Source organism: Catenuloplanes nepalensis (assembly GCF_030811575.1).
GTDB lineage: Bacteria > Actinomycetota > Actinomycetes > Mycobacteriales > Micromonosporaceae > Catenuloplanes > Catenuloplanes nepalensis.
On sequence record NZ_JAUSRA010000001.1, the window covers coordinates 3,651,995 to 3,675,211 of the forward strand.

Below are 23,217 nucleotides of genomic sequence, written 5' to 3' on the forward strand. Positions count from 1 at the left end.
GTAGAAAGTCTGAGAGAACGCTCTCTCGGAATTGGGACGTTCCGCCACGCATCGCCCGCGGTCACTGACCGTCGCGATCGAAACGTTATGATTTGGATCTGGCCGAATGCTCCGCTTGACTGGCGACCGTGAGAGCACTTGTGGTGGGTCTCGGCGTCTCCGGAATGGCCGCGGCGATCGCCCTGTCCGGGGCCGGCTGGACGCCGGTGATCGTGGAGCGCGCGTCCGCGCGGCGCACCGGCGGATACTTCGTCGGCCTGTTCCCCGCGGGCAAGAAGGCCGCGTCACAGCTGGGCGTCCTCGACCGCATGCACCTGCGCACGCCCGCCGACCACCGCACCTGGGCGGTCGACGCCGGCGGCGAGCGGAGGCGCAGCATAGGCTTCCTCGACCAGCCCGGCCAGCCCGAGGGCACCATGCGCGGCGACGTGGAGGCCGCGCTCTGGGACGGTCTCTCCCCGGACATCGAGATCCGGTTCGGCACCGGGCCGCGCGCGCTCCGGCAGACCGCGGACGCGGCCTACGTCGACCTCGGCGCCGGCGACGAGCGCTTCGATCTGGTGATCGGCGCGGACGGGCTGCGCTCCACCGTGCGCCGGCTCGCGTTCGGACCGGACGAGCGGTTCCTCCGGCCGGCCCGCTCGATGATCTGCACGTTCTCGCTGGACGCGCCGGTGCCCGGCTACTCCGGCTCGGACCAGCTCGCCCTGGTCGAGCCGGGCCGCGCGCTGTGGGTCTTCCCCTACCGGGACCGGCCGCCGACCGCGCTCTTCGCCTACCGGGCCGCCGACGTCGACGTCGAGCTTCGCAAGGACCCGGCCGAGGCGCTGGCCGCACGCTACGCCGACATGGGCGAGCCGGTGCCGTGGGTGCTGGACCGGCTGGCGCACGCGCCCGAGCGGCTCTTCGACTCCGTGCGCCAGGTCCGCATGCCGCGCTGGCACCGCGGCCGCGTGCTGCTGCTCGGCGACGCCGCCTGGTGCCTCACGCTCTACTCCGGCATGGGCGCCAGCACCGGCATGATGGGCGCGGCCGCGCTCGGCGACGCGCTCACCTCCGGCCTGCCGCTGCCCCGCGCACTGGGCGCGTGGGAACGCACGATGCGCCCGACGATCCGGGCGCACCAGTTGATCGCGCACGTCAAGGGCGAGGGCTTCGTGCCTTCCAACCCCTTCAACCACGGGGTACGCCGACTCGTGGTCGGCCAGGCCGCCAAGCTGCTGATCCGCGAACCGCGTCCGGCTATCGGCCTGTCCTGATCAGGGACCCTGGCCCCGGGCAGGGTGAGCGGAACGGGCGGTCCGGGAAGTACGTCGCCCAGTCCGCCGCGAGCAGTGCCGGGTCGGTGCGGGCGCAGATCCGGGCGGCGGTCCGCTCGACGTCCAGGTCCCACAGCACGGTGGTCCGGTCCTCGCCGCCGGTGGCGAGCGTGCGGCCGTCCGGCGTGAACGCGAGCGCGTCGACCGGCTTGCCGTGACCGGTGAGGAGCGGGCCCCAGACCAGCGTGCCCATGCCGAAGCGCTGGGTGACCGGCAGCAGCTCGCGCTCGATGCCGCGGTTGAGGATCGAGTAGGCCGGCTGTTCGGTGTGGAAGCGGGCCAGGCCGCGGCGCTCCGCCACCCACTGGGCCTCGACGATGCCGGAGACCGGCGTGTGCGAGGCGCCGATCGCGCGCACCTTGCCGTCCCTCCGGCAGGTGCCCGGCGAGCCCGAGGACCCACCGCTCGTGCACGCCGCGGACATGCGGTAGCCCGGCGTCCGTTCTGTCCCGGGTCCGCGGGCAGGACGGGCGGACCGGGTCTGCTTCAGCGGCGCCGGCGCGGGACCGGTCGGCGCGCGGCGGCCGGCCGCACGGTGGTGGCCGGGGTGCCCGGGCGGGCGCCGCCGTCGGCGATCAGGCGGGCGACCGGGAGCGTGGCCGCGCCCATCGCGACCGCGTCCGGGCCGAGCTGGCACAGCTCGATGCTGACCTGCTCAAACGGGCGACGCAGCGCGTGCCGGGCGGTCGCCTCGCGGATCTGCGGCAGCAGCGCCTGGCCGAGCGCGAGCCCGGCCCAGCCGCCGAGCACGATGCGCTCCGGGTTGAACAGGTTGACCAGCGTGGCCAGGCCGGCGCCGAGATAGCCGGCGGTGTCCGCGAGCACCTGCGCGCCGGCCTTCGTGCCGGACGCGGCGAGCACGGCCGCGAGCGCGGACTCCTCGTCCGCGCCGGGCGCGGACCGGTGCCGGTTGGCGGCCCGGTAGCGGTCGAGCACGGACTCGGCGCCGACGTACGCCTCGAGGCAGCCGTGCGCGCCGCAGCGGCACGGCCGCCCGCCGTACACGATCGGTGTGTGTCCCCACTCCCCGGCGCTGGAGTGTGCGCCGCGGTAGGACGCGCCGTCCGCGATGACCGCGGCGCCGACGCCGGAGCCGACCAGCGCGACCACGGCGTGCCGGGCGCCGCGGCCCGCGCCGAACCACATCTCGGCCTGGCCGAGCGTCTTGGCGCCGTTGTCGACCAGCACCGGGATGTCGGTGACCCCGCGGAGCATCGCGCCGAGCGGCACGCCGTCCCAGCCGAGCGTCTGCGCGTGCACGACCGCGCCGGAACCGGCCGGGTCGGAATCGACCACGCCGGAGACCGCGACGCCGAAGCCGAGCACGGTGGCCGGGTCGACGCCGGCCTGGGTGATGACCGAGGTGAGGCCGTCGTGCAGGCAGGTGAGCACGTCCTCCGGCGCGGGGCGCGTCACCAGGATCGGGAACTCGGCCTTGGCCAGCGGCGTCATCGCGAGGTCGAACAACTCCACCTGGACGCGGGTCTCGCCGACGTCCGCGCCGATGACGTGGCCGAAGCCGGGCGCGACGCGCAGCAGGATGCGCGGGCGGCCGCCGTCGGAGTCGACCGAGCCGGCCTCCTCGACCAGGCCCTCCGCGACCATCTCGCCGATCAGGTTGCTGACGCTGGCCTGGCTGAGCGCGGTGGTCTGGGCCAGCTCGTGCCGGGAGACCGGGCCGCTGCGGTAGAGGTTGCTCAGCAGCACGGAGCGGTTCGCGCGGCGGACGTCGCGCACCGTCGTCCGTTTCGGATCCATGGCCGGGGCATCTCTTTCGTCGTGAGGGGGCGCGTCCAGCATGCCGCATGCGCGCCGAGTAAAGCATGAACCAAGCCGTGAAGGCTCTTGAGTCTGCCCGCACTCCTGGTTTAATGACGTCGTAAATTAAGTGTTGAAAGATCATCATCGGAGGAGCCTCAGTGCGCGAGTTCGCCGCCCTTCCCCCGGCCTTCGTCTGGGGAGCCGCAACGTCGGCCTACCAGATCGAGGGGGCCGTGTCCGCCGACGGCCGCAAGCCGTCGATCTGGGACACGTTCTGCCGCGTGCCCGGCGCGATCGACAACGGCGACACCGGCGACGTCGCCGCGGACCACTACCACCGCGTCCCGGAGGACGTCGCGCTGATGAAGCGCCTCGGGCTGGGCGCCTACCGCTTCTCGATCGCCTGGCCGCGCGTGATGCCGGACGGTCGCGGGCAGGTCAACGCGGCCGGCCTCGACTTCTACGACCGGCTCGTCGACCAGCTGCTCGCGGCCGGCGTAACGCCGTTCGCCACGCTCTACCACTGGGACCTGCCGCAGGCGCTGCAGGACCTCGGCGGCTGGCCCGCGCGGGACACCGCGTACGCGTTCGCCGACTACGCCGCCGTGGTCGCGGCCCGGCTCGGGGACCGGGTCACCGACTGGATGACCATGAACGAGCCGCTGTGCAGCGCGTGGATCGGGCACCTCGACGGGAAGATGGCGCCCGGCGAGACGTCGCTGGCCCGCGCGATCCCGGCCAGCCACCACCTGCTGCTGGCGCACGGGCTCGGGATGGCCGCGGTCCGGGCCAACGCGGCCACGAAGCCCGAGGTCGGCATCGTGCTCAACCTCAGCCCGATCGAGCCGGCCAGCGACCGCCCGGAGGACGTGGCCGCGGCGCACCGCGCGGACGGGCACACGAACCGCTGGTGGCTCGACCCGGTCTTCGGACGCGGCTACCCGGCCGACATGATCTCCACCTACGGGATCGCGCCACCGGTCGAGGACGGCGACCTCGAGGCGATCGCGGCGCCGACCGAGTTCTTCGGGCTCAACTACTACTTCCGGCAGCTGATCGCGGACGCGCCGGAGGCGCCGGCGCCGCACGGCCGCCAGGTGCCGGTGGAGGGCGCGCTGGAGACCGCGATGGGCTGGGAGGTCTACGCGGACGGCCTGGAGCAGCTGCTGCTGCGCGTCACGAACGAGTACGGCGTGCCGAAGATCTACGTGACCGAGAACGGTTCGGCCTGGGCGGACACGCCGGGCGCGGACGGCACGTTCGAGGACAAGCAGCGCACCGCCTACCTCGAGGACCACCTGGCCGCGTGCGCGTCCGCGGTCGCCCAGGGCGCGCCGCTGGCCGGCTACTTCGCCTGGTCGCTGCTGGACAACTTCGAGTGGGCGTACGGCTACGACAAGCGGTTCGGCCTGGTCCACGTCGACTACGACACCCAGGTCCGGACGATCAAGAACAGCGGCCACCGGTACGCGGAGATCATCCGCAACCACCGGGCCGAGGTGACCGCGCCGGTCGCCTGACGGTGGTGGAGCGGGTCCCCGGCGCGCCGGGGACCCGCTCACCAGGTCTGCCCGCCCGCGGCGCCCAGGTCGAGGATGTCCGCGGGCTCCGCCGGTGACCGCGCGGCCCCGGCAGGTCAGCCACCGGAACCGGCACGGACGTGCGGCGGCGGTTGGCGAGGACGCGGCGGGCCACGCCGCACAGCCAGGTCAGGAGCGTGTCCGGTCACCGGCTATGCTCACCGGCCGTGAAGAACGACTCCGCGCTCGCGACCACCCACTCCCCTCTGCCGGGGCTCGGCGGCAACGGGCCCGGCGCCCGGCTGACGTTCTACTGGGGGCCGATGGACTGCGGCAAGTCGACGCTGGCGTTGCAGATGCACCACAACCACGGCCGCCAGGGCCGGCGCGGCCTGGTGCTCACCCGCAACGACCGCTCGCTCGGCCCGAAGGTGACCACGCGCATCGGTCTCGCGCAGGACGCGATCGAGGTGACCGACGACCTGAACCTGTGGGACCTCGCGTACGGCAAGGTCGACTACCTGATCTGCGACGAGGCCTGCTTCTACACGGTCGACCACGTCGAGCAGCTCGCCGACCTGGTCGACCGGGCCGGCGTGGACGTGTTCGCGTTCGGCCTGGCCAGCGACTTCCGGTCGCGGCTGTTCCCGGCGTCGCAGCGGCTGTTCGAGCTGGCCGACGAGGTGCACCGGCTCCAGGTCGAGGTGCTCTGCTGGTGCGGGCGCCGCGGCCACCTCAACGCCCGCATCGTCGACGGCCAGATCGCCCGCGCCGGCGAACAGGTCGTGATCGGCGACACCGCATCACACGCTGAGGTTCGCTACCAGGTCCTCTGCCGCCGCCACCACCGCAGCGGCACGCTCGACTGACCTGCCGCAGCGGCACGCTCGGCCGACCCACCAGCGGCACGCTCGACCGACCCACCGCAGCGGCACGCTCGACTGACCCGCCGCAGCGGCACGCTCGACCGACCCACCGCAGCGGCACGCTCGACCGGCCCACAGTCGCATTGCGCGCGGATGGCCGGAAAACGAACGTCGCCGGCCGCCCTGTGATAGGCGCCTCGGCCGGAAGCCTCAACCCCGGCGGCACGCGGCCGATACGGCTGAGGTGCCGGACGGCACGCCGTTGCTCCGGGCGCGGGGCGGCCGAGCCCGATCTCCCGCCTCGCGCCCGGTTCGTCCCCCCGCTCAGCTCGCCGTCACGCGCTCTGGCCGGCGTAGACGTCCCACAGCGTGCCCGCGAAGAGACGGCCGAACGCGGCCAGCGCGGCGGCCCGCCGGGGGCCCGTCACCCGTACCGTGGTCAGCTGCTCCAGAAACGCGGCCCGGCCGATGCTGATCTCGCCCTCGTCGATCGGCTCGCCGTCCGGCAGGCCCACGATCCGCGCGTGCAGCGTGGTCGTGTCCGGCCACAGGTCGAGCCCGGGATCGTCGCGCACGTCCTTGTGCCCGATCAGGCACAGCGTGCCGAACGGGAGCCGGTAGCGCATGTGCCGCGTGACGCCGCCCTCGTCCGGGAACAGCCGGAACGTGCCGCCGGTGATGGCGTGCCGGCCGAGCAGCGGGTGGTCGATCGTGCCGGTGGCGCGTGCCTCGTGATCCGGATCCGCGACGAACCGGAACACGTCGTCGACCTCGATCGTGAGCCGGACGGTGCAGAAACCGGTCATCTCCTCCGTGAACGACAGCCGCGTCGGCGGCGCGAAGACGAACGCCGGCCGGCGCGGCGGCGTGCACAGCGCGCGGTCGGCGAGCCGGTCCGCGTGCGCCGCGATGGTCAGCGCCGGATTCGGGCCGACCGGGCCGGGCAGCGCGGCGCCGTCCGCGACATAGAGGCCCGGCAGACCGAAGACCTCGCCGTACGCGTCGGTGACGCCCCGCTCCGGCCGGTCGGCCATCGGCGCGCCGCCGAGCGGGTGCACCGTGACGACCTGCTGCATCGCGCCGAGCGGGTTGCCCTGGAACTCGCCGCCGAGCACGGTCGCGACCGCGCGCATGGTGGCCCGCACCTCCTCGAAGTAGCGCCGGGACGTCTGCGTGGTCCAGTCCGCGGCGAGCCGGCCGCGGCGCACGCTCAGCCGGCCGTCCGGGATGTCCCGGCCCATCCCGAGCAGCGGCAGCGACGACTCGGACAGCTCGACGTCGCCGAACAGGGCAGCCAGCTCCGCGGCGATCGCGGTCCGGCCTCCGCCGGTGAGCCGGTTCTGCGCGCGGGACAGCGCGAACAGCAGTGCGCGCCGGCTCAGGCCGTGCCACTGCGTCGCCTCGACCAGCCAGTCCAGGAATCCGGGGTAGCCCGCGTCCTCCACGTAGTGGCCGCGCCCGGTGCCGCCGTCGGCCTCGTCCGGCACCCGGATCGCGCTGGTGATCACCGGGCCGTGCGAGCCGCGCAGCGGGCGAGGGCGGCCGTCCGGCGTGACCGCGCGCAGGACGAAGCCGAGCAGGTCGCCGTTGCCGCTGAACCGGGTGCCGAGCGTGGGGCTGATCCCGGGCAGCCGGTCGCGGTCGCGCAGCAGCAGCCAGGACGTGCCGAGCGTGCCGGCGGCGAGCACCAGCCGGTCACAGGTGATCACGTGCACCGGCAGGCGGTCCGGCGGCGAGTCGTCGTGGATCACGTACCGCACCTCGTAGCCGCCGTGGTCACGGGCCGCGATGGTGCGCACCTCATGGCGTACCCGCAGATCCGCTCCTTGATCTTTCGCCGCGGACAGGTAGGTGTGGTCGAGCGAGTTCTTCGCGCCGTCGTTGCAGCCGATGTCGCATTCACCGCACAAACGGCAGGTCAGCCGCGGTACGCCGTGCAGGTTGCCGTAGGCCGGATCCTCGATCGCCAGGCCCGGGCCGGGCACGCCGCCGGGCCGGGACGCGAAGCTGACCGCCAGCGGCGGCAGGCGCAGATCGAGCCCGAGCCGGTCGGCCGCCTCCGCCATCGCCCGCGTCTTCGCGGTCCGGTCGAAAGGCTTCCGATCCAGCGGGTACGGCACCGGGCCGATCATCCGCTCCACCCGGTCGTAGTGCGGGTCCAGGTCGGCGCGGGTCAGCGGCCAGTCCTCGACGCCGCCGCCGGGCAGCGCCTGATCGCGGACGAACCAGGCCTCGTCCTTGCGCAGCAGCACGTTCGCGTAGATCAGCGAACCGCCGCCGAGCCCGCTGGACACGATCGCGTCGATGCCGGTGAACGACCAGACGTCGAACAGCCCGTGCAGGCCCGCGCCCGGATCCCACAGGTTGCGGGCCATCTCGGCCGGCGTGCGCGGGAACTCGCCCGGCGCATACGCCCTCCCCCGCTCCAGCAGCACGGTGCCGAGGCCGGCCTCGGCGAACCGGTAGGCGGCCACGGATCCCCCGAAACCGGACCCGACCACGACGACGTCCACATGCTCGTGCGCGCTCGGCATCACAACCCCCGTAATGAGTGCCGATCGACTGATGTGCATGCATCGTTGCACGGCGTCGCTACCCTGCGAACGGGATTACGGGGGATTCACCATGTCACGTGTCGTACAGTTCCGTGCCGACGACGGCACACCGTTGAAACTGACCAATGTCCGCGGCGACCGGGAGCCGACGCTCGGCCCGGTGCTGCTCGCGCACGGCGCCGGCGTGCGCAGCACCATCTTCCACCAGCTCTGCGGTCCGCTGACCGAGGCCGGCTGGGACGTGTGGCTGCTCGACTGGCGCGCCAGCATCGACCTGCCGCCGCGCTCGTGGACGCTTTCCGAGGCCGCACTCTTCGACCACCCGGCCGCCGTGCGCACGGTGCTGGCCGAGACCGGCGCGGACCGGCTCGCCGCGGTCGTCCACTGCCAGGGCTCGGTCACGTTCATGATGGCGCTCGCCGCGGGCCTGCTCCCGGAGGTGGACACCGTGGTCAGCAACGCGGTGTCGCTGCACCCGGTGGTGCCGGCCTGGTCCCGGGTCAAGTTGCGAGCCGGCGTGCCGCTGATGTCCCGGCTGCTCACCCACCTCGACCCGTCCTGGGGCCGGCGCCCGCCGCCGGAACTCACACCCCGGGTGATCACCGCGCTGGTGCGCGCGCTGCACCACGAATGCGACAACACGGTGTGCAAGCTGGTCAGCTGCACGTACGGCAGCGGCTTTCCGGCGCTGTGGCGGCATGAGAATCTGACGCCGGAGATGCACGACGACTTCATCCCGCACGAGTTCGGCCCGGTCCCGATCAGCTTCTTCCGCCAGATGGGCGCGTCCGTCCGCGCGGGCCGGCTGATCTCGAACCTGGACGGCCTGCCCCGCGACCACGCGGCTGGGCCGCCGCGCACGGACGCACGGATCACGCTGCTGGCCGGCGCCCACAACCGCTGCTTCCTGCCGGACAGCCAGCGCCGCACGCATGCGTTCCTCGACCGCCACGCCCCCGGCCGCCACACGCTGCACATCCTCCCCGACTACGGCCACCTCGACGTGTTCCTCGGCCGCGACGTGCACCGCGAGGTGTTCCCGCTGATCCTGGCGGGCCTGCGCCGCCAGGACGCCCCGGCCGCCATCGACGGAGTCCGGTGACGCCAGGCCGGCTACGCACACCGGTGGTTTCCGCTTCCGGCGCGGGGCGACCCGCCTATGAGGCACCGGAACGAAACGAGGGCACCCGCATCTCATACGCGACATTCCCTGCTACCCGCGCAACGATCCGGCGGCCATCGTGACCGGCAGGCCATCGTGACCGGCAGGCATCGTGACCGGCAGGCCATCGTGACCGGAGACGCCGAAGGGGAGCGCGGCGATGAGGCACCGCGTACCGAACCGCCAAAGGATCATCGACAGACACGTAAAGAAAAAGGCTTATTCAGCAGCCAATCTGAAGAGATGAGGCCCGATCGCGCAAGTGTTCGAGGGTTATTGAGCGCATCGTTCGCCAAACGCACTGACCTGCGTCAACGCGGTACGAGCTCGCCGCGCTGAATGGCCTCATCGCTTCCCCGGACGTTGGCTGCATCCGAGAAGATCGAAAGCAACCTCGCGACCCGGAGGTCATGACGGCTCACCCCGCACCTCGCCTTCCGCCTGCTTCTGGCGCAAAGATCGATCCCGCATCGCGGAAGATCGATCCCGATGGCCGGCCAATCTTCCACATGACGGGACATCGCCACCGGCATGTGGAAACACCGGGCGCACTGCCGGCACGACGCCCGAAATATCGCCTTAAAGACACCCGGCCGTCGCCCTCGAATCTGACTAGTGATACATGGCGTACCGTATGAGGGCCTCATACGGTGCGCCATGTATCACTAGTCGTTTTGCATGATCGGGAAGCGCTGTTGACCCTCCGGCACCGGGTGAGGGACGCTCCCCACCCGGGACGCTCCGGCCTTTCCGCACCCGAGCCAGGAGCGCTCTCGAACTGGACGCTACTGACCTTTCAGCGTCAGGATCAACGCGCCGAGGATCACGGGAAAGCCGCCGGGCGGGTGACCTCGGCCCCGGAGGGTCAGCAACGGGGGCGGATGCCGTCGAGAGCCATCTGGAGGACCCGGTCGCGCTGGGCGTTCTCGACGAAGTTGGCGCCGCTGACGCCGTTGATCAGGAAGAGGACGTCGTCGAAGGTGACGTCGCTGCGGGCGGCGCCGGCGGCCTGGGCGCGCGCGAGCAGGGGGCGGCCGGCCGCGTGGATGATGTCGCGGCCGGTGACGAACATGGCCTCGCGGTGGGCGATCGCGTCGTAGACCGCGCGTTTGGTGGCCGCGTAGCCGACGAAGTGGCGCAGCCAGGTCTCCAGCGCGTCCCACGGGTCGCGGTCGGCCAGCTCGTCGGCGAGGCGGGCCATGGCGGACACGTCGTCGAGGTAGGTGGTCTCGAACAGGTGCTGGCGGGTCGGGAAGTTGCGGTAGAGCGTGGCGATGTTGACGCCGGCGCGACGCGCGATGCCCTCGAGGGAGGCGCCGGCGCCATCGGTGGCGAAGGCCTCGCGGGCCGCGGCGAGCAGCGCGTCGAAGTTGCGGCGGGCATCGGCGCGCTGCGGGCGGCTCACCACGGAGCGCGAATCCGAAGTCACCCCTGCACTTTAGCAACGCACGCCGCAGGATCAGATCGCCGGCCTGGGCGGCACGCTCACACGCCACAAGATCAGACCGGCAACCGACCGGCACACCGCGCGCCGCAGGACAGGGCAGGCCGGCCAGCACGCTCACACGCCGCAAGATCAGACCGACAACCCGGCCGACACGCTCACACGCCACACGATCAGACCGGCAACCGACCGGCCCACCGCGCGCCGCAGGACAGGGCAGGCCGGCCAGCACGCTTACACGCCGCAAGATCAGACCGGCAACCCGGCCGGGGTGCTCGCACGCCCGGGGGTCAGGCGGGTGGGCCGGCCAGCAGGGTTGCGCGCAGGATCTGGTCGCGGACCGGCAGCGCGTGGCGGACGCGGGTCATCCGGGAGGCCAGGCCGGCCATCCGGGCCAGCCGTTGGGTGGTGGGGCGGCGCTCCCGGTCGTACCCGCGCAGGGCTTCTTCGATCGTGGTTCGTGACCGCACGTGACCGGCCAGCGTAACCGCGTCGATGATCGCCTCGCAGGCGCCGCGGCCCAGGTCGGGGGTCATCGCGTGCGCGGCGTCGCCGATCAGCGCGACGTGCCCGCGGATGAACGACGGCAGCGCGGGCGTCACGTGCACCTCGTGCCGCAGCACCTCGCACCCCTCCAAGGCGTCCAGCACGGTACGGACCGGGGGCGCCCAGCCGGCGAACATCTCGCGCAGGCGGGCGATGTCGTCACCGTGGGTGAACCGCCCGGCGGCGGACGCGAACCAGTTGGTCCGGCCGCCCTCGTGCGGCGTCACGCCGAACTTCACACCCCGGCCCCACACCTCGGCGAACGCGTCCGTGGGCCGCCCGGACAGCGTGCCGCGCCACGCGGTGGTGCCGGAGAAGCGAGCGCGGTGGGCCGGGCCGAACAGCCGCTCCCGGGTGCGGCTGAACACGCCGTCGGCGGCGACGACCAGGTCCGCGTCCACCTCGTCCGTCACCGGGTCGCCGGCCCGCAGGCTCGCGCCCGCATCGGCGGCGGCCCGGTGCAGGATGCCCAGGAGCGCGGGCCGGGACAGCAGGAACACGTGATCGCCGGTGCGGCGGTGCAGCCTGTCCAGGTCGATCGCGGCGATGCGGGACCCGTCCGGCCGGAGGAACGCGCCGGAGCGCTGCCGCACCCCGGCCCGGCGCACCTGGTCGCCGACGCCGATCGCGTCCAGTGCGCGCAGCGCGGCCGGCCAGATGCCGAGCGCGGTGCCGGTGGCGGGCAGCGCCGGGTCCCGCTCGCGCACGGTCACCCGCAGGCCCGCGCGCCGCAGCGCGATCGCGGCGGTCAGCCCGCCGATGCCCCCGCCGGCTATCACCACGTCTGTCGCCATGCCACGGACACTACAACAGACGTTGTCATTTAACAACACGTGTTGTGGTCCGTTAGAGTGTCGGCGTGCCGACCCGTCAGGAACAGCTGCTCGACGCCGCCATCGACGTCCTCGGCACCCAGGGGACGCGCGCGCTGACGCACCGCGCGGTGGACGCGGCCGCCGCATTGCCGGCCGGGTCCGCCGCCAACTACTTCAAGACCCGGGACGCGCTGGTCGGCGCGGTCGCCGCGCGATTCGCCGAGCGGGACCGCGCCGCCTGGGAGGCGATCGCCGGCTTCGTCCGGCCCACGGACGCGGACGCGCTGGCCGCGGCACTGACCGCGTACGTGCGGCGTGCGCTCGGCCCGGAGCGCGCGGTGACGACCGCCCGGTACGCGCTGTTCGTCGAGGCCGCGCTTCGCCCGGAGCTGCGGGAACCGCTGGCCGTGTCCGCGCGCGAGCTGCGCACCTGGGCCGCCGGCTGGCTGCGCGCGATCGGCTCGGCCGACCCGGAGCGGGAGTGCGCCGCGATCATGGACTTCCTGGACGGCCTGATCCTGCACCAGCTGACCTTCCCGGGGCCGCCGGACGAGCTGGTGGCCTCGGTCTCGCGCGCCGTCCGCGCGCTGAGCACGGTCTCGTGAGCCGGCGTCCAAGCATCCCCCGCCGCACGCCGGCGAGACGCCGGGCATCGGGGTCGAGCTGGACGAGGACCTGGCGGCAAATCGTTTCACCCTGATCACCTTGCGCCTTGGCCGGGGCGCGGTATCGTTGGGCGAAACGTTTCGCTCTAAGGGAGGCCGGGTGACGACCTACAAGGACATTCAGCGGCTGACCGGGCTGTCGCTCGCGACCATCTCGAAGCACTTCAACGGGCGGACGGTGCTGGCGGAGAACCGGCGCGCGATCGAGGAGGCCGCGGAGCAGCTCGGGTTCCGGCCCAACGACATGGCGCGGAACCTGCGAACCGGCCGGTCCCGCACGGTCGGCGTGCTGCTGCCCGCGCTCACCAACGCCTTCCACCTGACGATCGTCGCGGGCGTGGAGTCCGCGCTGCGCGAAGCCGGACTCAGCCTGCTCGTGGCCACCAGCCCGGGCCCCGGCGACGACGCGGTCGGCCTGCTGCGCGGCCGCATGATCGAGGGCATCATCACGGTGCCGCCGCCGCACGACGCCGCCGCGCTCACCGAGACCGCGCGGGAGATCCCGGTGGTCACGGTCGACTGGGACGTGGAGGGTCTGACCGCCGACCGGGTGGTCCTGGACAACCGCGGCGCCGGTGCGGCCGCGGCGCGCCTGCTGCTCGACCACGGGCACCGGCGCGTCGGCGCGATCTGCGGCGACCCGGCCGTCTCCACGCTGCGCGACCGGGCCGCCGGATTCCGGGACGAGGTGCGCGACGCCGGCGCAGAGCCGCTGGTGCCCTCCGGGGCGTACACGGTGGTGGGCGGCACCGACGCGATGCGCCGCCTGCTGGCCGTGCGACCCCGGCCGACCGCGGTCTTCTGCGCCAGCCACGACCTCACGCTGGGCGCACTGATCGCGCTGAACGACTCCGGGCTGCGGCTCGGGCGCGACCTGTCGCTGGTCGGCTTCGACAGCCGGGAGCTCGCACTGGCCACGCTGCCCCGGCTGACGCTGTTCGAGCAGCCCACCCACGAGATCGCGGCCCGCGCGGCGGAACGGCTGCTGGCCCGGCTCGCGAACCCGGAGCCGGACCTCGAGCCGGTGACGGTCACGGTCGACCCGGTCTTCGTTCCCGGCGCGTCCGTCGTCCGCCTGGACGACGACACCCACGGGCGCGGCACCGCCGGCGATCGCGGCGCGAACGATCGCGGCGCCGCAGGTCACCGTGCCACCACCGGTGACCACGATGCCACCGGTGACCACGATGCCGCCGGCGGTCGCGGAGCCGCCAGGGATCACGGTGCAAGCGACCACGGCAGCGCCGGTGACCACGGCAGCGCCGCTGACGGCGATGGAGATGACCGCCATGTCTGAGACGACCGCAACGCCGATGTGGTCCGCCCGTCCGGTGCCCGGTCGGCGCGGCGTTCCGGCCGCGCTCGCCGCGCTCGCGCTCGGTGCGTTCGGCATCGGCATCGCCGAGATGACCGTGACCGGCCTGCTCGGCCGCGTCGCCGGTGACCTGCACGCGAGCACCGCCGCGGTCGGCAGCGCGATCTCGCTGTACGCGCTCGGCGTCGTCATCGGCGCGCCGCTGATCACGATCGCCGGTGCCCGGGTGCCGCGGCACCGGCTGCTGCTGCTCACGCTGGTGCTGTTCATCGCCGGGAACACCGCGGCGTTGCTCGCGCCGACCCTGCTGCTGTTCAGCGCGGCGCGATTCGTCGCGGGCCTGCCGCACGGCGCCTACCTGGCGCTCGCGGCCGCCACTGCGGCGTCACTCGTCGCCCGGGAGCGCCGGGGCCGGGCGACCGCCATGGTCGGCATCGGGCAGACGATCGCGAGCATCCTCGGCGTACCCCTGGCGATCTTCCTCGGTCAGGCGGTCAGCTGGCGGGCCGCGCTGGCGCTCGCGGTGCTGGTCTTCGTGGCCGCGTTCGCCGCGGTCCTGACGTTCGTCCCGCACGAGTCCGACGCCCCGGTGACCGGCGCGCCCGCCGCCGGCGCCGCGTCTGTCACCAGCCCCACCGGCAGGCGCGGCGCCGGCACCGGAACGCTCGCCCCCGGCGCCGCGCCCTCCCCCGGCGGCACCGGAACGCTGGTCGCCGGCGCCACACCACACGCCGGGATGCGGGCGATCCAGCAGGCACTGCGCTCCCCCGGCCTGTGGGCCGGATTCGCGGTCGCGGCCAGCGCGTTCGCCGGCCTCTACTGCGTGCTCAGCTTCATCGCGCCGATCACCACCGACGTGGCCGGGCTGTCCGCGGGCGCGACCCCGATCGTGATGATGCTCTACGGCGCCGGCATGACCGTGGGCGCGATCGCCGGCGGCCGGGCCGCGGACTGGGACGTGTCCCGGGCCGTGCCGCTGGGTGGTGTCGCCGCCTGCCTGGTGCTCGCCGGTTTCGCGGCCGTGATGAGCGCGCCGTGGGCTCCGTTCGCCGGTGCGTTCGCGATCGGCCTGGTGCAGCTGATCATGTTCCCGTCGCTGCAGCTGCGCCTGATGGACGCGGCACCGCACGCGCCCGCGGTCGCGGCCGCGCTCAACCAGTCCGCGGTCAACCTGGCCAACGTCATCGGCACCTCGGCCGGCGGCGCCCTGCTCGCGGCGGGCCTGGGATACCCCGTCAACGGGTACGCGGGCGCGCTCCTCGCCGCGGCCGGCGCGGGCCTCGCGGTGCTGCTGCGCCCGCGCGCGACCGCGCGGCGGACGAGCTGACCGGGAGGGTCACGGCGGGTCCGGCTGGAACTGGAACTGCACGCGGACCGAACCGTCCAGCGGCACCACCAGCGTCGAGTTGCTCGGTGACCAGATCTCCGGCACCAGGAACAGCCGGTCACCGCCGACGATGAGCAGGCGCAGGCGGCGGTAGCGGTACCGGAACGTCTGGCCCTCCTCGGCCGGCAGCGCGGTCTCCTGCACGGTCGGGTCGCGCAGGTGCAGCCGCTCCTTGGTGTCCAGGATGACCCGGGGCAGGTCGCCGAGGTTGCGGGCCTGGTTCATGGCCAGGCCGCGCCCGGAGAACTGCGCGACCGTGGCCGTGGCCCAGAACACGCTCGCCGCGACCAGCACGTAGATCAGCACGGACGCGGCCCGCCGCGCGATCGTGCGCGCCTCGGGCGCGGACAGCCTCCGCAGGTATCCGGTGTATCCGGTCAGCCCGCCGCCCGCGGCCAGCAGCAGCGGCGTGACCAGCGGGTAGTAGGACCACCGGCCGGCCACCGGATAGCCGGCCAGCAGCAGCGTGCCGGCGGCGAGCACCACCAGCCCGGCGGCGGACGCGGCCGTGACCGCCCGGGACCCGGCGGTGCCGATCCGGTCCCGGATCGCGGCGTGGCCGATCAGCAGGCCGGCGCCGAGCAGCGTGAGCACGATCAGCGGGACGAGCAGCGGCTGCGGGCTGCGCATCACGTAGTGCTGGGTGTCCAGCCCGACCGCGTCCACGTCGACGCCGAAGTAGTCGTACTGCGCGCGGGCGGAGACGTATCCGAAGTAGAACAGCAGCGCGCTCAGCACGCTGACCGGCGCGATCACGCCGGCCCAGGTGCCGATCCACTCCGGCATCCGACTCCGGTCGTCGCCGTCGCCCGGCATCACCTCACTCCGTGCCCTCGCTCGTCTCCGTCGTGCCGGGGGTCTCGCTGAGGGTCTCGCCGGGGGTCTCGATCGGCTCGGCCGCGCTGATCTCGATCGGCTGGCGGGTCAGCCGGGACCGGAAGTCGTCGCAGGCCTGTTTCGGCGCGTCGCACCGCACCTGCCCGTACACCGCGATCGCGCCCTCGCTCGGTCCTTGGCGCACCGCCTGCTGGCACCGGTCTCCGTCGTCGGTGAACGTGAAGCCCACGCACGGCGGCCCGTCACAGGACGCGGTGGCCAGCGCGGCGCCGGTCACGTCGACGCGGGTCACCTGGAACGCGATGCCGACGCCCAGGTTGGCGCCGTCCTGGCCGCCGAGCCAGGCGACGCCCTGGCAGACGACGCCGTCACCGACCGGGTTCTCGCCGTCGTCGCCGACCGGCGCACCGGCCGTGTCGATGTAGGGACGTCCGCCGCCACCGGGCGCCGGCGCCTCGGGACCGGTGCCCTCGGGCGCCGGCGCTCCGGTCCCGGTCTCCTCCGGGGCCGGCGTCGCCGACGGTTCCATCGTCACGTCGGGCGCGGCGCCGGGTGGGTCGGTGTCGCTACCGCAGGAGACGGCCAGAGCCGGCAGGAGAACGAGCAGCACGACGCCGCGGATCAATCGAGTCCTCATGATGCCTCCGGTAGGCGAGGCGTGATTACTCGCAGTACAGACCCGCCCCTCGCTCACCGTCCCACTTCTGACGGATACCGGTCACCCTCCGTGATCAGGTTCGACGCCGCCTTCGATATCCGCGCGCTACCGGTGGATCGGCACCTCGAGGTCGCCCAGTGGCCGGCCGGAGCCGCCCCAGGTGGCCGCGATGATCTCGGCCGCGATCGAGACCGCGGTCTCCTCCGGCGTGCGCGCGCCGAGATCGAGACCGATCGGGGAGGACAGCCGGGCCAGTTCCGCGTCGGACAGGCCCGCGTCGCGCAGGCGTGCCGCCCGGTCGTCGTGGGTGGCGCGGCTGCCCATGGCGCCGATGTAGCGGGCCGGCGAGCGCAGTGCCGCGACCAGCAGCGGAACGTCGAACTTCGGGTCGTGGGTGAGCACGCAGAGCACGGTGCGCGCGTCGATCGTGGTGGACGCCAGGTAGTCGTGCGGCCACCGCACCACGATCTCGTCCGCGTCCGGGAAGCGCCGCCGCGTGGTGAAGACCGGCCGGGCGTCGCAGACCGTCACGTGGTAGCCGAGGAACTTCCCGATCCTCGCCACCGCGGCCGCGAAGTCGACCGCACCGAAGACGATCATGCGCGGTGGCGGCGCGAACGACTGCACGAACACGCGCCGGCCCTGTGCCCCGAGCGCGACCACCCCGGTGGCACCGGCCGCCAGCATTCCCGCGGCCTGATCCGCCACCACCCGATCAAAACCATCAAGATCAGCTTCAGCGGGTACGTGGATGCGCCGTCCCAGCCCCTCCCCGCGCTCCAGCATGGACGCGGTCGCGACGGCGCGCCCCTGGCACACCGCGGAGAGCACGTGGTCCGGCAGGCCGGTGTCCGGCTGGACCAGCACCTCGATGGTGCCGCCGCAGGTCAGCCCGACCGCGAACGCGTCGTCGTCCGCGACGCCGTAGGTCGCGAGGACCGGCGAACCGTTCTCCAGCACCGTGCGGGCGAGCTCGTAGACCGCGGCCTCGACGCAGCCGCCGGAGACGCTGCCGATCACCTCGCCGGTCTCGGCGACGGCCATCGCGGCGCCGGGCGGGCGGGGCGCGGACCGCCACGTCGACACCACGGTCGCGATCGCGAACCGCAGGCCGGCGGCCCGCCACTCCGCCAGCCCGGCGGCGATGTCCCTCACAGCAGCTTGTCCAGCGTGATCGGCAGGTCGCGGACGCGGCGCCCGGTCGCGTTGAAGACCGCGTTCGCGACCGCGGCCGCGACGCCGCTGGTGCCGAGCTCGCCGAGGCCGCGCGCGCCGAGCGGCGAGTGCGGGTCGGGGATGCCGGTCCAGATCACGTCGATGTCCGGTACGTCCAGGTGCGCCGGAATGTGGTAATCGGCCAGCGACGCGTTCATGATCCGGCCGGTGCGCTCGTCGAACAGCGTCTCCTCGGTCAGCGCCACGCCCAACCCCATGATCATGCCGCCGCGCAGCTGGCTGGCCGCGGTCTTCGGGTTCAGCACGGTGCCGCAGTCGAACGAGCCGAGCAGCCGGTCGACGCGCACCTCGCCGGTGACCTCGCTGACCCGCACCTCGCAGAAGATCGCGGACGAGCTGTGCATCGTGTACTTGAGAAACTCCAGCGGCGGCGCCCCGGTGCCGGTCACGGTCACCTCGTCGCGGCCGGCCCGCGCCAGGATCGCCCGGTAGGTGTCGTGCCGCGCGGCATCCGCTCCGACGCCCTCGTCGACGAGCCGCACCGCGGACGGGCGCAGACCGGCGATCGGGCTGTCCGCGCCGGCGAGCTTGAGCAACTCGTCGCGCAGCCTGTCCGCGGCGGACATGACCGCGCCCATGATCGTGGCGGTCTGCGCGGACCCGCCCGCCATCGGGCTCGCGGCCAGCGTGGAGTCGCCGAGCGTGAACGTGATCCGGTCCAGCGGCAGGCCGAGCCGGTCCGCCGCGTGCTGGGACTGCACCGTCGACGTACCCATCCCCATGTCCTGCGCGGAGCACGAGATCGCGACCGAGCCGTCCCGGCGCAGCGTGAGGCGGACCTTCGCGCCGGGCATCCGCGCGTAGGGGAAGCCGCCGGACGCGCAACCCATGCCGACCAGCCACTCGCCGTCGCGCCGCTCGCCCGGTTTCGTGGTCCGCTCGTCCCACCCGAACCGCGCGGCACCGTCGACGAACGCCTGGTGCAGCGCATGCTGGGAGAACGGCGCGCCGGAGATCGGGTGCCGGTCCGGCAGGTTGCGCAGGCGCAGCTCGACCGGGTCCGCGTCCATCTCGTGCGCCAGCTCGTCGATCGCGCTCTCCACCGCGAACGTGCCGATCGTCTCGCCCGGCGTCCGCATGAACGTGTTCGGCACGATGTCCAGGTCCAGATGCCGGTGCAGCAGTTCGAAACCGTCCGCGCGGTACGCCGTGCGCGTCCCCATGGTGAACTGCTCCGGGCACGCGCCGTAGACCGGCATGACGGTGTATCCGGTGTGGACGATCGCGGTGAACCGGCCGTCCGCGTCCGCGCCGACCGCCACCCGCTGCTCCGACGGGCTCCGGCCGCCGATGATCCGGTAGACGCCCTCCCGGCTCAGCCGCAACCGCACCGGCCGCCCGGCCACCCGCGCCGCCGCGACCGCGATGATCTGGTGGTCCCACAGTCCCTTACCGCCGAACCCGCCGCCGACGAACGGCGACACCACCCGCACCTGCTCATTCTTCACGCCGAAGATCGTGGCGAGCGCCGCCGCCTCCGCCATGACCCCCTGCGTGGTGTCGTGCACCAGCAGCGAGTCGCCGTCCCAGGCCGCGGTCACGCCGTGCAGCTCGATCGCGTTGTGGTTGTGGCCCGGCGTCCGGTAGACGTTGTCCACGCGGTGTGCCGCGGTGCTCAGCCGCCGCTCGGCGCCACCGATCGACACGTGGTTCTTCTCGATCAGAATCGATGCGGGGGTACGCGCGGTCGCCTTCGCGTCCTCGAAGCGCGTCGCGGCCGGCCGCACATCGTAGCCGATCTCGACCAGCGACGCCGCGTGGTCCGCCTGCTCCTGCGTCTCCGCGAGCACGGCCGCGACGACCTGCCCGTTGTAACGCACCTCCGGATCCTGCATGATCGGCAGCCCGCTGCTGCCGGGCGCGAACAGGTTGGCACCGCCGGGCATCGGCACGATCCGCAGCCGCGGCATGGTGCGATAGGTCAGCACCAGGACCACGCCGGGTGCGGCCTCGGCCGCGCGCGTGTCCAGCCGGCTGATCCGGCCGCGGGTGATCGTGCTGTGCACGAGCGCGGCGCTGAGCTGGCCGTCCAGCACGGTCTCGGTCACGAACGGCGCCCGGCCGGTGACCTTCAGCGGGCCGTCCAGCCGGGACGTCGGCCGCCCGACCTCGGTCTGCCGCGCGATCAGCGGGTCCGGGATCCCGCCGCCGGGCAGCATGCGGTCCGGCATCCAGCCCAGCACCCGCCGGGCCGACCCGATCACGGCGTTCTGCACTCTGCTCATGCCGTCTCCTCCGCTGTGCTGCCCCGAGGACAGCCGACACATTCGCTCGTACGCTCGCTCATGCGATCTCTCCACGAAGCTCGGCGAGGACCGCGGACACGGTCCGGCGTACCAGCTCGACCTTGAAGGCGTTGCCGGGCAGCGGCGTGGCGTGCGCCAGCTCCGCGTCGATCGCGGCCGCGATCGCCTCGTCCGTGGGACGGGCGCCGCGCAGCGCGTCCTCGGCCAGATGCGCGCGCCACGGGCGCGGTGCCACGCCGCCGAGCGCGATCCGCACGTCGTGCACGGTCCCGTCCCGGATCTCCACCGCGGCCGCCACCGACACCAGCGCGAACGCGTAACTGGCCCGGTCGCGGACCTTGCGGTAGGCCGACGTGGCCGCGAACGGCGACGGCGGCAGCGCGATCGACATGATCACCTCGTCCGGCGACAGCACGGTCTCGGAGTCCGGCCGGTCGCCCGGCAGGCGGTAGAACTCCCGGATCGGGATCGTCCGGTCGCCGTTCGCGCCGGTCACAAAGATCCGCGCGTCCAGCGCCGCGAGCGCCACGGCCATGTCCGACGGGTGCGACGCGATGCACTCCGGCGATGCGCCGAAGATCGAGTGGTACCGGTTGAAACCGCCGATCGCGTCGCATCCGCTGCCCGGCTCGCGCTTGTTGCAGCGGGAGCCGGCCGCGTCCGCGAAGTACGCGCAGCGAGTGCGCTGCATCAGGTTCCCGCCGGCCGTGGCCATGTTCCGGATCTGCGCGGACGCGCCGGCCAGGATCGCCCGGGACAGCATCGGGAAATCGCGCCGGACCAGCGGATGCGCCGCGATCGCGCTGTTCCGGGCGGCCGCGCCGATCACCAGTCCGCCGTCCGCCGTCGGGGTCACCGTGTCCGGCAGCAGCCCGGTCACGTCCAGCAGCCCGGCCGGGGACTCCACGCCCTTGCGCATCAGGTCGACCAGGTTGGTGCCGCCGCCCAGCAGCCGCCAGCCGTCCGAGCCGGCCGCCGCGACCGCGTCCGCGATGGACGAGGGCCTGCGATACGTCACGGGGTTCACGCCGCCTCCTGCTTTTCGCTCTCCGCGACGTGCATGATCGCGTCGATGATGCCGTTGTGCGCGCCGCACCGGCACAGGTTTCCGCTCATCCGCTCACGCACCTCGACCCGGGACAGCGCCACGTGCTCCGCACCGAGATCCGGCGTGACGTAGCTCGGCGCGCCGGAGCGCACCTCGTCGAGCATGGCCGCGGCCGCGCAGATCTGGCCCGGCGTGCAGTAGCCGCACTGCAGGCCGTCGCGCTCCACGAACGCGTCCTGCAACGGGTGCGACTCCAGGCCCTCGATCGTGGTGACCGACCGCCCGGCCGCCTGCGCCGCCAGCGTCAGGCAGGAGAGCACCCGGTCGCCGTCGACCAGCACCGTGCACGCGCCGCACGCACCCTGGTTGCAGCCGACCTTGGTGCCGGTCAGGTGTAGCTGGTCACGTAGTAGATCGAGAAGGGAGACACGCGCGTCTTCCGGCGCCGCCACGTCCGTACCGTTGATCGTGATGTGCTCCATGTCTTCACGGTAGAAACCGCTCGGCGTACCGTGAATGCCTGTGAGTTCAGATTTTCTTCGCGTGCGTCCGGGAGACCCGCTCTCCGAGGTGCTCGACCTCGTCGACGTGCGCGGCGTCGTGTCCGGCGGGGCCGCGGTCAGCGGCGCCTGGGTGTCCCCTGAGCTCGACATGAGCTCGGCGCTGAAGTTCATGGCCGTCGTCCGCGGCGGCATGCGCGTCTACGCCGGCGGCCTGGACACCCCGATCGAACTGGCCGCGGGCGACGTCGCCGTCCTCAACCACCGCGACCGCGTGCGGCTGGAGAGCGTCACGCCGGACAGCCTGCCGCGCCGCACCATCCACGAGGTCGACGTCGACGACGACGTGGTCGCGCTGTTCGGATCGGCACAGGACGCCGACGACATAATGGTCGGCGGGCACGTCGACCTCAACCCGGCCGGGCACGCGCTGCTGGCACCCGTGCTGCCCCCGGTCGCGCACGTGCGCGCGTCCGCGGCCGCCGCCACCGGCGTGCGGCGCATCCTCGACCGGCTCTTCGAAGAGCTGCTCGCGGACCGGGCCGGTTCGACGTTCGCGATGCGGCAGTACGGGCAGTTGTTCGTCCTGGAGCTGATGCGCGCCTACATGCACCAGGCCGAACTGCCGCCCGGCTGGCTGCGCGTCTCCATCGACGAACAGCTGCGGCCGACGCTGGCGCTGATGCACGGCGAGCCGGCCCGCCGGCCGAGCGTCGACGAACTGGCCCGGGCGGCGTCGATGTCCCGCACGTCGTTCGCGGAACGGTTCCGGGCGGTCGCCGGGATGCCACCGATCGCCTACATGAGCCGCTGGCGGATGCTGCACGCACAGCGTGCGTTGCGGGACAGCGACGTGGGCGTGGGGACGCTGGCCAGCCATCTGGGGTATGCGTCGGAGAGCGCGTTCAGCACCGCTTTCAAGCGCGAGATCGGCGAGAGCCCACTGCGCTTCCGCCAGCGTCTGCGACGGGCAATGGCCTGAGCATCGGACTCGGTTGCCGGTCGCTGCGGGCGGGTGACCGCGAGGCGCCGCTCAATTCCGGCAGGCCGACCCCGGCCCGCGCGGTCCCGGCGAGGCCGACTGCCGCCCGCGTGGGTTCCGGCGAGGCCGACTGCCACCCGCGCGGTCCCGGCAGGGCCGACTGGCCGCATGGGTCCCGGCAGGGCCGACTGCCGCCCGCGCGAGTCCCGGCAGGGCCGACTGCCGGCCGCGTGAGTCCCGGCGAGGCCGACCGCCGCCCGCGCGGTCCCGGCGAGGCCGACCGCCGCCCGCGCGGTCCCGGCGAGGCCGACCGCCGGCCGCGCGGTCCCGGCGAGGCCGACCGCCACCCGCGCGG

General features: G+C 73.3%; 19 protein-coding genes. 8 read left to right on the forward strand and 11 right to left on the reverse strand.

Annotated features, from left to right (window positions below; all coding sequences use genetic code 11):
* Window positions 1-128: 128 nt before the first annotated feature.
* A complete protein-coding gene (locus J2S43_RS15655; RefSeq protein ID WP_306829815.1) occupies window positions 129-1,259 on the forward strand; it encodes an FAD-dependent monooxygenase in 1,131 nt (376 codons plus the stop codon).
* On the opposite strand, the gene J2S43_RS15660 is transcribed toward J2S43_RS15655, so the two are convergent.
* Together J2S43_RS15660 and J2S43_RS15665 are read right to left on the reverse strand one after the other, a co-directional pair.
* Window positions 1,243-1,743 (reverse strand): aldo/keto reductase, encoded by a 501-nt coding sequence (locus J2S43_RS15660; RefSeq protein ID WP_306829817.1) that lies wholly within the window; start codon window positions 1,741-1,743, stop codon window positions 1,243-1,245. The genes J2S43_RS15655 and J2S43_RS15660 overlap by 17 nt on opposite strands.
* A 62-nt stretch (window positions 1,744-1,805) precedes the next feature.
* Window positions 1,806-3,077 carry an ROK family transcriptional regulator gene (locus tag J2S43_RS15665; protein WP_306829819.1) on the reverse strand — a complete coding sequence of 424 codons (1,272 nt, stop codon included), beginning with the start codon at window positions 3,075-3,077 and terminating at the stop codon, window positions 1,806-1,808.
* 161 nt (window positions 3,078-3,238) lie between these two features.
* On the opposite strand from J2S43_RS15665, the gene J2S43_RS15670 reads away from it, so the two are divergent.
* Window positions 3,239-4,600 (forward strand): GH1 family beta-glucosidase, encoded by a 1,362-nt coding sequence (locus J2S43_RS15670; protein WP_306829821.1) that lies wholly within the window; start codon window positions 3,239-3,241, stop codon window positions 4,598-4,600.
* 266 nt (window positions 4,601-4,866) lie between these two features.
* Entirely contained in the window at window positions 4,867-5,469 is a 603-nt protein-coding gene (locus J2S43_RS15675) for a thymidine kinase (RefSeq protein WP_306839295.1), read from the forward strand.
* A 332-nt stretch (window positions 5,470-5,801) separates the two neighbouring features.
* On the opposite strand, the gene J2S43_RS15680 is transcribed toward J2S43_RS15675, so the two are convergent.
* The gene (locus tag J2S43_RS15680) at window positions 5,802-8,000 is read right to left on the reverse strand and encodes a GMC oxidoreductase (RefSeq protein WP_306829823.1); all 2,199 of its coding nucleotides are present in this window, start codon (window positions 7,998-8,000) and stop codon (window positions 5,802-5,804) included.
* A 91-nt stretch (window positions 8,001-8,091) separates the two neighbouring features.
* Between J2S43_RS15680 and J2S43_RS15685 the strand changes: the two genes are divergently transcribed.
* Entirely contained in the window at window positions 8,092-9,123 is a 1,032-nt protein-coding gene (locus J2S43_RS15685; protein ID WP_306829825.1) for an alpha/beta fold hydrolase, read from the forward strand.
* Window positions 9,124-10,048: 925 nt separating this feature from the next.
* On the opposite strand, the gene J2S43_RS15690 is transcribed toward J2S43_RS15685, so the two are convergent.
* Both J2S43_RS15690 and J2S43_RS15695 read right to left on the reverse strand, forming a co-directional pair.
* Window positions 10,049-10,612 carry a TetR/AcrR family transcriptional regulator gene (locus J2S43_RS15690; RefSeq protein ID WP_306829827.1) on the reverse strand — a complete coding sequence of 188 codons (564 nt, stop codon included), beginning with the start codon at window positions 10,610-10,612 and terminating at the stop codon, window positions 10,049-10,051.
* Between the two features lie 305 nt (window positions 10,613-10,917).
* Complete coding sequence (locus tag J2S43_RS15695) at window positions 10,918-11,967, reverse strand: FAD-dependent oxidoreductase (RefSeq protein ID WP_306829829.1); 1,050 nt, start codon at window positions 11,965-11,967, stop codon at window positions 10,918-10,920.
* 65 nt (window positions 11,968-12,032) lie between these two features.
* Here J2S43_RS15695 and J2S43_RS15700 point away from each other — a divergent pair, with 65 nt between their 5' ends.
* The 3 genes from J2S43_RS15700 (at window position 12,033) to J2S43_RS15710 (ending at window position 15,295) form a co-directional block, all read left to right on the forward strand.
* Window positions 12,033-12,593: a TetR/AcrR family transcriptional regulator gene (locus tag J2S43_RS15700; protein WP_306829832.1), complete on the forward strand. Its 561-nt coding sequence runs from the start codon at window positions 12,033-12,035 to the stop codon at window positions 12,591-12,593.
* A 160-nt stretch (window positions 12,594-12,753) separates the two neighbouring features.
* Window positions 12,754-13,950 carry a LacI family DNA-binding transcriptional regulator gene (locus J2S43_RS15705; protein ID WP_306829834.1) on the forward strand — a complete coding sequence of 399 codons (1,197 nt, stop codon included), beginning with the start codon at window positions 12,754-12,756 and terminating at the stop codon, window positions 13,948-13,950.
* A complete protein-coding gene (locus J2S43_RS15710; protein ID WP_306829835.1) occupies window positions 13,943-15,295 on the forward strand; it encodes an MFS transporter in 1,353 nt (450 codons plus the stop codon). The genes J2S43_RS15705 and J2S43_RS15710 overlap by 8 nt, the downstream gene beginning before the upstream one ends.
* A 9-nt stretch (window positions 15,296-15,304) precedes the next feature.
* On the opposite strand, the gene J2S43_RS15715 is transcribed toward J2S43_RS15710, so the two are convergent.
* From J2S43_RS15715 to J2S43_RS15740, 6 genes are all read right to left on the reverse strand, one after another.
* Entirely contained in the window at window positions 15,305-16,141 is an 837-nt protein-coding gene (locus tag J2S43_RS15715; RefSeq protein WP_306829837.1) for a hypothetical protein, read from the reverse strand.
* Between the two features lie 34 nt (window positions 16,142-16,175).
* Entirely contained in the window at window positions 16,176-16,829 is a 654-nt protein-coding gene (locus J2S43_RS15720) for a hypothetical protein (RefSeq protein ID WP_306829839.1), read from the reverse strand.
* A 126-nt stretch (window positions 16,830-16,955) separates the two neighbouring features.
* Window positions 16,956-18,005, reverse strand: coding sequence for an XdhC family protein (locus J2S43_RS15725; protein WP_306829841.1), 1,050 nt, complete (start codon window positions 18,003-18,005; stop codon window positions 16,956-16,958).
* Window positions 18,002-20,311: a xanthine dehydrogenase family protein molybdopterin-binding subunit gene (locus tag J2S43_RS15730; protein WP_306829843.1), complete on the reverse strand. Its 2,310-nt coding sequence runs from the start codon at window positions 20,309-20,311 to the stop codon at window positions 18,002-18,004. Before J2S43_RS15730 ends, J2S43_RS15725 begins: the two co-directional genes overlap by 4 nt.
* Before the next feature lie 58 nt (window positions 20,312-20,369).
* Window positions 20,370-21,359 carry an FAD binding domain-containing protein gene (locus J2S43_RS15735; RefSeq protein ID WP_306829845.1) on the reverse strand — a complete coding sequence of 330 codons (990 nt, stop codon included), beginning with the start codon at window positions 21,357-21,359 and terminating at the stop codon, window positions 20,370-20,372.
* Window positions 21,356-21,862, reverse strand: coding sequence for a (2Fe-2S)-binding protein (locus tag J2S43_RS15740; protein WP_306829846.1), 507 nt, complete (start codon window positions 21,860-21,862; stop codon window positions 21,356-21,358). Before J2S43_RS15740 ends, J2S43_RS15735 begins: the two co-directional genes overlap by 4 nt.
* Before the next feature lie 61 nt (window positions 21,863-21,923).
* Here J2S43_RS15740 and J2S43_RS15745 point away from each other — a divergent pair, with 61 nt between their 5' ends.
* Window positions 21,924-22,862, forward strand: a complete 939-nt coding sequence (locus J2S43_RS15745) for an AraC family transcriptional regulator (RefSeq protein WP_306829848.1) — start codon at window positions 21,924-21,926, stop codon at window positions 22,860-22,862.
* The last annotated feature ends 355 nt before the right edge of the window (window positions 22,863-23,217 follow it).

What these genes read in the sequence shown, in the direction of transcription:
- J2S43_RS15660 (WP_306829817.1), bottom strand. Translation starts at nt 1,743, where the DNA reads ATGTCCGCGGCGTGCACGAGCGGTGGGTCCTCGGGCTCGCCGGGCACC.
- J2S43_RS15665 (WP_306829819.1), bottom strand. Translation starts at nt 3,077, where the DNA reads ATGGATCCGAAACGGACGACGGTGCGCGACGTCCGCCGCGCGAACCGC.
- J2S43_RS15680 (WP_306829823.1), bottom strand. Translation starts at nt 8,000, where the DNA reads ATGCCGAGCGCGCACGAGCATGTGGACGTCGTCGTGGTCGGGTCCGGT.
- J2S43_RS15685 (WP_306829825.1), top strand. Translation starts at nt 8,092, where the DNA reads ATGTCACGTGTCGTACAGTTCCGTGCCGACGACGGCACACCGTTGAAA.
- J2S43_RS15695 (WP_306829829.1), bottom strand. Translation starts at nt 11,967, where the DNA reads ATGGCGACAGACGTGGTGATAGCCGGCGGGGGCATCGGCGGGCTGACC.
- J2S43_RS15710 (WP_306829835.1), top strand. Translation starts at nt 13,943, where the DNA reads ATGTCTGAGACGACCGCAACGCCGATGTGGTCCGCCCGTCCGGTGCCC.
- J2S43_RS15715 (WP_306829837.1), bottom strand. Translation starts at nt 16,141, where the DNA reads ATGCCGGAGTGGATCGGCACCTGGGCCGGCGTGATCGCGCCGGTCAGC.
- J2S43_RS15720 (WP_306829839.1), bottom strand. Translation starts at nt 16,829, where the DNA reads ATGAGGACTCGATTGATCCGCGGCGTCGTGCTGCTCGTTCTCCTGCCG.
- J2S43_RS15730 (WP_306829843.1), bottom strand. Translation starts at nt 20,311, where the DNA reads ATGAGCAGAGTGCAGAACGCCGTGATCGGGTCGGCCCGGCGGGTGCTG.
- J2S43_RS15740 (WP_306829846.1), bottom strand. Translation starts at nt 21,862, where the DNA reads ATGGAGCACATCACGATCAACGGTACGGACGTGGCGGCGCCGGAAGAC.